We start from the raw sequence: 11514 nt of genomic DNA on the forward strand, positions 1-11514 counted from the left end.
TGCGGCTGCTGACCGAGGCGGTGGAGTGGCCGAACGGTGAGCGGCCGCGCCGGGCCGGTGTGTCCTCGTTCGGCGCCTCCGGCACCAACGCCCATCTCCTGCTGGAGCAGGCCCCCGAGCCGGTCGAACGTGTCACGACCGAACCCGTGATCTTTTCCGATACGCGGGCGGTTCCATGGACGCTGTCCGCACGGAGTGCGGAGGCGCTGCGCGGCCAGGCCGCCGCGCTGGCCGAACGCATGGCCAACTCCCCCGAGATGACGGCGGTCGAGGTGGGCTGGTCACTTGCCACCACGCGATCGCTGTTCGAGCACCGGGCGGTGGCATTGGGCGATGACCGCGCCGAGCTGTTGGCCGCCGTGGAGGCGCTGGCGAGCGGCGAACCACATCCGGGTGTGGTGCTCCCCGGCGGTGGGGCGGCGACGGGCAAGACGGTGTGGCTTTTCAGCGGTCAGGGCAGCCAGCGCCAGGGGATGGGGGCCGGGCTGTACGACCGGTTCCCGGTGTTCGCCACGGCGTTCGACGAGGTCTGCGGCCTCCTCGACCCCCACCTCGAACATCCCCTTCGCGACGTGGTCTTCCACGGTGTGGCCGAGCGGCCAGGGCTGCTGGATCACACCACCTATGCCCAGGCCGGGCTGTTCGCTCTGCATGTTGCCCTGGCGCGCCTGCTCGACTCGGTCGGCGTACGCCCCGACGCGGTCATCGGGCATTCGATCGGTGAGATCGCGGCAGCCCATGTTGCCGGAGTCTTCGACCTCCCCGACGCCTGCCGTCTCGTCGCCGCCCGCGCCACCCTGATGGGTGGGCTTCCCGAGGGCGGAGGCATGGTCACCATGGCGGCCACCGCTGACGAACTCGCCGAGGATCTGGCCCGATACGACGGCCAGGTGGGCATCGCCGCCTTGAACGCCCCCGGCAACACCGTAGTCTCCGGCCCGGTCGAGATGGTCGCCGAAATCGGCGCCAACTGGGCGGCCAAGGGCCGCAAGACCAGGACCCTGACCGTCAGCCACGCCTTCCACTCCCCGCTGATGGACTCCATCCTGGAGCCGTTCGCGCAGGCCATCGACGGTCTGACCTTTCAGCGGCCCACCCGTCCGGTGCTCAGCAACCTCACCGGTGAGCCGGCCGACGAGGAGTTGGCCACGCCGGGCTACTGGGTGCGCCACATCCGCCAACCCGTCCGCTTTCACCCCGCCGTCGCTCATATCGCGCCCGAAACCGGCGTCTTCCTCGAACTCGGCCCTGACCCCGTCCTGGCCACCGCGACGCAGCACATCCTTCAGTACCTCACCGCCGACGAGGCGACGGCCGACGCCGACGCCCACGAGGGCGGGGCCGGGGCCGGGGCCGGGCGGCCGACTCCGCTGGTCACAGCCACCCTGAGCCGTAAGCGACTGGATGTGCACGCGCTCGGCCACGCACTCGCCCAACTGCACGCCCATGGCACCGATGTCGACTGGGCCCACTGGTTCCCGGCCGACCCGGCGCCCCGTACGGTCGACCTGCCCACGTACGCCTTCCAGCGTGAGCGCTACTGGCTGGCCCAGGGCGGTGGCGTCGGAGATGTGGGGGCCGCCGGGCTGCAGCGGGTCGAACATGCGCAGCTGCCGGTGGCCGTCGGGCTCGCCGACGGCGGGCTGGTGCTCACCGGCCGCGTCTCGGCCGGTGGCGCTGGGGGCTGGCCGGCCGAGCATGTGATGGCGGGCGCCGTGCTGGCGCCGGGCGCGGCGCTGGTGGAATGGGCGCTGCGGGCCGCCGATGAGGCGGGCTGCGGCGGAGTGGACGAGCTGGCGCTCCAGGTCCCGCTCGTCCTGCCCGCGTCCGGTGGGCTGCGCGTTCAAGTGGTGGCCGGAGTGGCCACCGAGGACGGGCGGCGTGATGTGCGGGTGTACTCCCGGCCGGACCGCGATGTCGAGCCCGGTGCCGAGCCGGGCTGGGTATGCCATGCCGAGGGCGTCCTGAGTCCGCCGTCCCCGCAGAGCCCCGCGCGGGGCCCGGTGGACGAGCCGGGCCGGGCATGGCCCCCGGTGAGCGCGGAGCCCGTACAGCTCGACGGGTTCTACGAGCGCGCCGCGGCGTCGGGGTACGGCTACGGGCCGTCGTTCCGTGGACTGCGGGCCGTATGGCGGGACGGCGCGGACCTGCTGGCCGAAGTGGCGTTGCCCGAGGCCGCCGGAGGCCCGGAGGGATTCGGTATTCATCCGGCACTGCTGGATGCCGCGCTCCATCCGGCGTTCCTCCTCGACCGGCCCGGGCAGGAGCACGAGGACGGCCGGGTGTGGCTGCCGTTCGCCTGGAACGGCGTGTCGCTATGGGCAGGCGGTGCCACGACCGTACGGGTCCGGCTCTCGCCCCGGGAGCAGGAGGCGGGTGGCGCCGAGGGCGAGCGCGGTCTGCGGCTCGAGGTGGCCGACGCCCTGGGCGGTCCGGTGCTGACCGTCGACTCGCTGGTGATGCGACCGGCCGACATCGACCAACTGCGGGCCTCCGGCGGGCCCGAGGTGGAGGGGCTGTTCACCCTGGAGTGGACGCCCCTGCCCGTCCCCGCACCGGACACCGGCGCCGGACAGCAGGGGCCGGATCCGGCGGACGGCGGCGAGTGGGTGGCTCTGGGCCCGCAGGGGTGCGGGCCGATCGTGCCGGGCGCGGTACACCATCCGCATCTGGAGGCGTTGGTGTCCGCACTCCACTGTGACGGCCCCGCCCCCTCGGTGGCCATCGCGTATCTGCCCGCCCTCGGCTCGTCCGGAGATGACACGGGTACGGACCTGGCGGCCGCCGGTCTGGCGGCCTCGGAGCGGGTGCTGGAACTGGTGCGGGGCTGGCTGGCCGAACCGCGGCTGGCCGAGTCCCGGTTGGTGGTGGTCACGCGGGGAGCGGTCGCGATCGACACCTCCGAGACCGAGGGGGCCTCCGAGGCGGACGGCGCTTCCGAGGCGGACGGCGCTTCCGAGGCGGACCGCGCCGGGGACGGCGGCCTGGACGTGGCCGGGGCCGCCGTGTGCGGGCTGGTGCGCAGTGCGCAGGCGGAGAACCCGGGGCGATTCCTTCTGGTCGATCTCGACCCGGACTCCGAGCCGCTCGAAGAGGGTGTGCGCAACGCCGTGGCGTGGGCGGCGCACCTGGACGAGCCGCAGGTCGCGCTGCGGGCGGGGCGGCTCCGGGTGCCCCGGCTGATGCGTGCCGGTGGCGCGAGCAGTGGAGGTGTGGCCGCACTGGTGGGACAGCCCGCATGGCGGCTGGAGCTGACCGGCGCGGCCACGGTGGACAACGTGAAGCCGGTGCCGTGCCCGGAGGTGCTCGAGCCCCTCGGACCGCGTCAGGTGCGGGTGGCGGTGCACGCGGCCGGTATCAACTTCCGCGACGCGCTGATCAGTTTGGGCATGGTCCCGGGCCAGACCGGGCTCGGTGGCGAGGGCTCCGGTGTGGTGCTGGACGTCGGCCCCGAGGTGACCGGGCTCGCGGTGGGCGACCGGGTCATGGGAGTCTTCGACCGCGCGTTCGGTCCGACGGCGGTGACCGACGCCCGCATGGTGGCGCCCGTTCCCACCGGGTGGACCTCTCCGCAGGCGGCCTCGGTGCCGGTGGCGTTCCTGACCGCCTGGTACGGGCTCGTTCAGCTGGCCCGGCTCCAGGCCGGGGAGACGGTCCTGATCCATGCCGCGACCGGCGGTGTGGGCATGGCGGCCGTACGGATCGCCCGGCATCTGGGGGCGGAGGTCTACGCGACGGCGAGCCCCGGCAAGCATGAGGTGCTGGAGGCGATGGGCATCGACGAGGCACACCGGGCCTCGTCGCGCGATCTGGACTTCGAGGAGGTGTTCCGCGAGGCCACCGGCGGACGCGGCGTCGATGTGGTGCTCAACAGCCTCGCCGGACCCTTCGTCGACGCTTCCCTGCGGCTGCTGGGCGAGGGCGGCCGGCTGATGGAGATGGGCAAGACCGACCTCCGTGACCCCGAGCGCGTCGCGGAGGAGCATCCCGGGGTGACGTATCAGGTGTACGACCTGATCACCGACGCCGGGCCCGAACACATCGGCCGGATGCTGGGCGAACTGGGCGAGCTGTTCGCCACCGGAGCCCTGCGGCCGCTGCCGGTGCGGACGTGGCCGCTCGGCCGGGCACGTGAGGCGCTGCGCCATCTCAGCCAGGCCAAGCACACCGGCAAGCTGGTCCTGGACATCCCTGCCCCGGTGGACCCGGACGGCACCGTCCTCATCACCGGTGGCACCGGCACCCTGGGCGCGCTGGTCGCCGAACACCTCGTACGCGTCTGGCGGGTCGGGCATCTGCTGCTGGTGAGCCGCCGGGGCCCGGAAGCGCCGGGCGCCCGGGACCTCGCCGACCGGCTGACCGCTCTCGGCGCGCGAGTACGCATCGTCGCCGCCGATGTCACCGACGCGGCAGCCGTGGCCGACCTGGTGGCGGGGGTCGACCCCGGGCATCCGCTGACCGGAGTCATCCATGCCGCGGGTGTGCTGGACGACGCGGTCGTCACCGCGCAGACTCCTGAGCGGCTGGCCCGGGTCTGGGCGGCGAAGGCCACCGCCGCGGCACATCTGCACGCCGCGACGGCACATCTGCGCCTGGGCGCGTTCGTGCTGTTCTCGTCGGCCGCGGGGGTGATGGGCAGCCCGGGACAGGCCAACTACGCGGCGGCCAACGCCTTCTGTGACGCGCTGGCGGCCCACCGTCAGGCACTGGGCCTGCCGACGGTTTCGGTGGCCTGGGGCCTGTGGGCCGCATCCAGCGAGATGACCGGCGGCCTCGCCGACGCGGACCTGGCCCGGATGACCCGCTCGGGCGTCACCGCGATGGCCGCCGCCCACGCCCTCCGGCTGCTCGACGCGGCGGCCGAGCACGGCGGCCACCAGCTGATCGCGGCGGACATGAATACCCGTGTCCTGGCCGCCCAGCCCGCCGACGGCCTCCCCGCCACGCTCCGCGCCCTCGCCGCATCCGGCGCCGGTGGCGCGGCGGCGCGGCGTACCGCGGCGGCAGCGGATGCGCGGCCGGACGACTGGGCCGGCCGGCTGGCGGGCCTGTCCGCCGCGGAACGGCACCGCGCGGTCCTCCAGTTGGTCCGTGGCCATGTGGCCACCGTGCTCGGGCATGCCGACGCCGAAGCGGTGCAGGCCGAGGCCAGCTTCAAGGAGCTGGGCTTCGACTCGCTGACCGCCGTCGAACTGCGCAACCGGCTTGCCGCCGCCACCGGTCTGCGGCTGCCCGCCGCCCTCGTCTTCGACTATCCGGAAGCGGCCGTGCTCGCCGACTACCTGCTGGAGCGCATCGCCCCGGCGGTCGGCGCCGCCCCGGGCCGGGACGGCGCCGATCCGGTCCTCAACGAACTGGCCAGGCTCGAAGCCATCCTGGTCGGCCTCGAGATGGAAGACGACGATTCGGGGGCGGTCACGGCACGGCTCGAAAGCCTGCTGGCGAAGTGGAAGGCGACACGAAAGCCGGCGGAGGAAGAAATGACCGCCGCGGAGAGGCTGGAGTCCGCGTCCGCGGCCCAGGTTCTCGACTTCATCGACAACGAACTGGGTGTGTCCTGAATGTGCCGGGCGCGACGATCGCTGAGGCCGGGTGAAACCTCATGGTGAACGTGAATGAAGAGAAACTTGTCGAGTATCTCAAGCGCGTCTCCGCGGATCTGCACGATACGCGCCTGCGTTTGCGCGAGGTGGAGGAGCGATACCAGGAGCCGATCGCGGTCGTGAGCATCGCGTGCCGGTTCCCGGGCGGAGTGAGCACGCCCGAGGACCTGTGGCGGCTGGTCACCGGCGGTGTGGACGCCATCGGGGACTTCCCCACCGACCGCGGCTGGGATCTCGACAGGCTCTACCACCCGGACCCGGACCACCCCGGCACCACGTATGTCCGGCGGGGCGGATTCCTCTACGACGCCGACCGATTCGACCCCCAGTTCTTCGGCATCAGCCCACGCGAGGCGCTCGCCACCAGCCCTCAGCAGCGACTGTTGCTGGAAACCGCCTGGGAGGCGTGCGAACGGGCGGGAATCGACCCGGTGTCCCTCAAGGGCTCCCGGACGGGCGTCTACGCCGGTACGGCGACCACCGGCGGCGCCACACCGGGTGACCTTCCGCAGAAGGGATCCGAGGGATACGCGGGCAACGCACCGAGCCTGCTGTCGGGCCGGGTCTCCTACACCTTCGGCCTGGAAGGACCGGCCGTCACGGTGGAGACGGCGTGCTCGTCATCCCTGGTCGCGATCCATCTGGCCTGCCAGGCACTGCGGCAGGAGGAGTGCATCCTGGCCCTGGCCGGCGGTGTGACGGTGATGGCCACCCCCGAGGTGTTCACCGGCTTCTCCCGGCAACGGGGGCTGTCCCCGGACGGACGGTGCAAGGCCTTCTCGGTGCACGCCGACGGCACCGGATGGGGCGAAGGCGTCGGGCTCGTCCTGCTGGAGCGGCTCTCCGACGCCCGGCGCAACGGTCATGAGGTGCTCGCCCTGATCCGTGGCTCGGCGATCAACCAGGACGGCGCCAGCAACGGATTCACCGCGCCGAACGGTCCCTCCCAGCAGCGGGTGATCCGCCAGGCCCTCGCCAGCGCCCGGCTGGCCCCGTCCGAGGTGGACGCGGTGGAGGCGCATGGCACGGGCACCAAGCTGGGCGACCCGATCGAGGCCGACGCGCTGATCGCCACCTACGGTCGGGACCGGCCGGCGGACCGGCCGCTGTGGCTCGGGTCGCTCAAGTCGAACATCGGCCATACGCAGGGTGCGGCGGGCGTTGCTGGTGTCATCAAGATGGTGATGGCCCTGCGACATGGCGTACTTCCGGCCACCCTCCATGCCGAGGAGCTGACGCCCCATGTGGAGTGGGACGGCGGCGGGGTGCGGCTGCTGACCGAGGCGGTGGAGTGGCCTGAGGGTGAGCGTCCGCGCCGGGCCGGTGTGTCGTCCTTCGGGATCAGCGGCACCAATGCGCATGTGATCGTGGAGCAGGCTCCTGAGGGGGATGTGGAGTCGGCCTCCTCCGAGGTAGGAGGGGTGGTGCCGTGGGTGGTCTCGGGGCGCAGTGCGGAGGCGTTGCGGGGGCAGGCGGCCGCTCTGGTTGAGCGGGTGGGTGGTGCGTCCGGGTCTTTGCCGGTGGATGTGGGGTGGTCGCTGGTGACGACGCGGTCGGTGTTTGAGCATCGGGCGGTGGTGGTGGGCGCTGATCGGGCCGAGTTGGTGGCGGCGGTGGAGGCGTTGGCGGGGGGTGTGTCGCATTCGGGTGTGGTGCAGTCGGGGGCGGCGGCGTTGGCCGGGGACCCGGGTCCGGTGCTGGTCTTCCCCGGTCAGGGTTCGCAGTGGGTGGGGATGGGTGCGGAGTTGCTTGAGGTGTCGCCGGTGTTCGCGGCACGGGTGGCGGAGTGCGAGCGGGCGCTTTCGGCGTATGTGGACTGGTCGCTCACGGATGTGTTGCGCGGCGCGGAGGGTGCGGCGGATGTGGGGCGGGTGGATGTGGTCCAGCCTGTCCTGTGGGCGGTGATGGTGTCGCTGGCTGCGGTGTGGGCGGGGTATGGGGTGCGTCCTGCGGCGGTGGTGGGTCATAGCCAGGGTGAGATCGCGGCGGCTGTGGTGGCCGGAGCGCTGTCGTTGGAGGACGGCGCCAAGGTGGTGGCCTTGCGGAGTAAGGCGTTGCGGCGGTTGGCCGGTGGTGGGGCGATGGCTTCCCTCGGAGTCGGCCAGGAGCGGGCGGGCCAACTGCTCTCCGACCTGGGAGACCAGGCCGCTGGTGTGGGCGTGGCGGCCGTCAATGGGCCTTCGTCCATGGTGGTTTCGGGTCCGCCGGAGCAGGTGGCCGCTGTCGTAGCCGCATGCCAGGAGGCAGGGGAGCGGGCCCGGTTGATCGAGGTGGATTATGCCTCGCACGGTCCTCAAGTGGAGCAGATCCGCGCTGAGTTGAACGATGTCCTGGCCGGCGTCCGTCCGCTTGATACGTCCGGTTCGGGCACGGCGTTCTACTCGACCGTGACCGGCGGTCGTGCCGTCACCACCGACTTGGACACCGGCTACTGGGTGACCAATCTCCGTGAGCGGGTGCGGTTCACCGATGCCGTCGAGGCGTTGCTGTCCGATGGGCATCGGGTGTTCATCGAGGCCAGTACGCATCCCGTGCTGACCCTGGGCCTGCAGGAGACCTTCGAGGAAGCCGAGGTCACGGCCGTCACAGTGCCCACCCTGCGCCGTGACCATGGCGGACAGGCTCAGCTCCTCCATTCGCTCGCCCAGGCGTTCACCGCCGGGGTCGATGTCGACTGGTCGGCCGCCTTCCCGGCCGACCCCACTCCTCGTACCGTCGACCTGCCCACGTACGCCTTCCAACGCCAGCGCTACTGGGCCACTGCCACCGGCGGAGTCGGCGATGTGGGTGCCGCGGGGCTGCAGAGGGTGGAGCACCCGTTGTTGCGGGCGGCGGTGGGCCTTGCCGATGGCGGGCTGGTGCTGACCGGACGGGTGTCGGCGGGCGGCGGCGAGGGCTGGCTCGGTGACCATGTGGTCGCCGGAACGCCGCTGGTTCCGGGTGCGGCGTTGGTGGAGTGGGCGTTACGGGCCGCCGACGAGGTGGGCTGCGGCGGCATCGAGGAACTGGCGCTGCGGCTCCCCTTGGTGCTGCCGCCGTCGGGCGGGCTGCGGGTGCAGATCGTCGTAGGCGAGGCCACCGAGGACGGGCGGCGCGATGTACGGGTCTACTCCCGGCCCGACCGCGACGCCGAACCCGGCGCGGATCCGGACTGGGTGACCCATGCGGAGGGTGTCCTGAGCCCGCCGGGCGCGCCGAATGCGGCCGAGGAGCTGGGGGGAGTCTGGCCTCCCGAGGGCGCGAAGCCGATGGATGTCGAGGGGTTCTACGAGCATGCCGTGGCGGCGGGCTATGCGTATGGGCCGTCGTTCCAGGGGCTGCGTGCCGTGTGGCGGGACGGCGCTGATCTGCTGGCCGAGGTGGCGCTGCCCGAGGCGGCGGGGGACGCGGACGGCTTCGGCATCCACCCGGCACTGCTGGACGCCGCCCTGCATCCGATGCTGCTCGCCGCCGGCATCGAGTCGGCCGACGACGGGGGGATGAGACTGCCGTTCGCCTGGAACGGCGTCTCCCTGTGGGCCACGGAGGCGACCACGGTCCGGGTTCGGCTCTCGCCCCGCCGGCCCTCTCCCCATCAGGACGGTGCGGTGGGGGAGGGCGGGTTGCGGGTGGTCGTGGCCGATGCCATGGGCGCCCCGGTGCTGACGATCGACTCCCTGACGATGCGCCCCGCCGACCCCCGTCAGCTGAGGTCCGGGGGCGGAGGTGGCGTCGATGGGCTGTTCGCGCTGGACTGGATCCCGATGCCCGACGTGTCGGAGGTGGACACCTCCGACGCCATGGGCTGGGTCGTGCTGGGCGAGGACGCCCTGCACCTGGCCGAGGAGCCCGGACTCGGTGATGGGGGAGTGGTGTGCCATCCGGGTTTCGAAGCGTGGGCCGCCGCGCTCGATGACGGCACGCCACCTCCCGCCTTCGCCGTGACCCACCTGCCTGCCGACGGTGGCCCGCAGGAGGCCGGAGCCGTGGCGAGGGCGGCCGATGGCTTGGCCGCCGTCGGCCGAGCGCTGGAGCTGGTGCAGGGGTGGCTGGCCGAACCGCGGTTGGCCGACACCCGGTTGGTGGTGGTGACACGCGGTGCGGTGTCGACCGGCGGCCCTGACGACGGGGATTTTGGCGAGGAAGAGCTGAATGTGGCCGCGGCAGGGCTGTGGGGCCTGCTGCGGAGTGCGCAGGCGGAACACCCGGACCGGTTCGTCCTCCTCGACCTCCACCAGGCCACCGATCCGACCGCGGGTGATGTGGCGGATGCCGTGGCCCGTGCCGTACGGGCGGATGAACCTCAGGCGGCGCTGCGCGCCGGGCGGCTGATGGTGCCCCGGCTGATGCGCGCACGCGGCACCGACGGCGCTGACGAGGCGGATTCCGGAGGGCTGGCCCCTGGTGGGCTCGACCCCGACGGTACGGTGCTGATCACCGGTGGTACGGGCCTGCTGGGCGGCCTGGTGGCCGAGCATCTGGTGCGTACGTGGCAGGTCAAGCATCTGGTCCTGGTCAGCCGACGTGGCTCGGACGCGCCCGGCGCACCGGAGTTGGCCGACCGGCTGACCGCCCTGGGCGCGCAGGTGCGGATCGCCGCGGTGGATGTCACGGACGGCGACGCGGTCGCCGACGCTGTGGCCGGCATTGACCCGGCGCATCCGCTGACCGGTGTCATTCATGCGGCGGGGCTGCTGGATGACGCGGTGGTCACCTCGCAGAGCCGGGAACAGGTGGCGCGGGTGTGGGCGGCGAAGGCCGCGGCGGCCGCCCATCTGCACACCGCCACGGCGGATCTTCCGCTCCGTATGTTCGTGATGTTCTCCTCGGCCGCCGGAGTCGTGGGCAACGCGGGACAGGCCGGGTACGCGGCGGCGAACGCGTTTGTCGATGCCCTGGTCGCCCACCGGCGGGCGCTGGGACTGCCCGGGCTTTCGCTGGCATGGGGGCTGTGGGCCCAGTCGAGCGAGATGACCGGGCATCTGGGCCGGGCGGACCTGACGCGACTGCGCGGGATGAGGCCGTTGTCGTCCGAGCGCGGGCTGGCCCTGCTGGACGCCGCATGCAGGTTCGCGAGCCCGCTGACGGTGGCCGTGGACTTCGATCCGGCCGGGGCGGCCGGTGAGGATCTTCCGGCGGTGCTGCGGGGATTGGTGGCCGGTCGTACCAGGCGGCGGATCGCCGAGGGGGGCCCGTCGGCCACCGGGTTGGCTGCGCGGTTGGTGGGGTTGGGGGCTGGTGCTCGGTTGGATGTGGTGGTGGATGTGGTGCGGGGTGGTGTGGCGGTGGTGTTGGGGTTTGGTTCTGCCAGTGAGGTGCGGGTGGATGCTGCGTTCAAGGAGTTGGGTTTTGATTCGTTGACGGCGGTGGAGTTGCGTAATCGGTTGTCGGCGGTGACGGGGTTGCGGTTGCCGGCGACGTTGGTGTTCGACTATCCGACGCCGCGGGTGCTGGCGGAGTATCTGTGCACCCGGCTGACCGGCGAGACCGCCGGTTCCCGTACCCCCGTCGCGGCAAGGGCCGATAGGGACGATCCCGTGGCGATCATCGGCATGACCTGCCGTTTCCCGGGAGGCGCGAACTCCCCCGAAGCGCTGTGGGACCTGGTCGCCTCGGGGAAGGACGTGATCGGGGAGTTTCCGACCGGCCGGGGCTGGGACCTGGACGGGCTCTTCCATCCGGATCCCGACCACCCGGGCACCAGCTATGCCCACGAGGGCGCCTTCCTGTATGACGCCGATGCGTTCGATGCGGGGTTTTTCGGGATCAATCCGCGGGAGGCGCTGGCCACCGATCCGCAGCAGCGGTTGCTGTTGGAGGCGTCGTGGGAGGTGTTGGAGCGGGCGGGGATCGACCCGGTGTCGTTGAAGGGTAGTCCGACCGGGGTCTATGCGGGGGTGATGTATCACGACTACGCGGCCGGGCTCAGCGG

2 protein-coding genes are annotated in these 11514 nt (G+C 72.2%); both read left to right on the plus strand.

Annotated features, from left to right (window positions below):
- Positions 1-5561 (plus strand): SDR family NAD(P)-dependent oxidoreductase (locus tag ACFYOY_RS48675; RefSeq protein WP_388594513.1); only part of this gene is annotated, 5561 nt, incomplete at its 5' end.
- A 41-nt stretch (positions 5562-5602) separates the two neighbouring features.
- A partial coding sequence (locus tag ACFYOY_RS48680; protein ID WP_388594515.1) for an SDR family NAD(P)-dependent oxidoreductase occupies positions 5603-11514 on the plus strand: 5912 nt, incomplete at its 3' end.

Source organism: Streptomyces sp. NPDC007875, from assembly GCF_042868035.1.
GTDB classification, from domain to species: Bacteria; Actinomycetota; Actinomycetes; order Streptomycetales; family Streptomycetaceae; genus Streptomyces; species Streptomyces antimycoticus.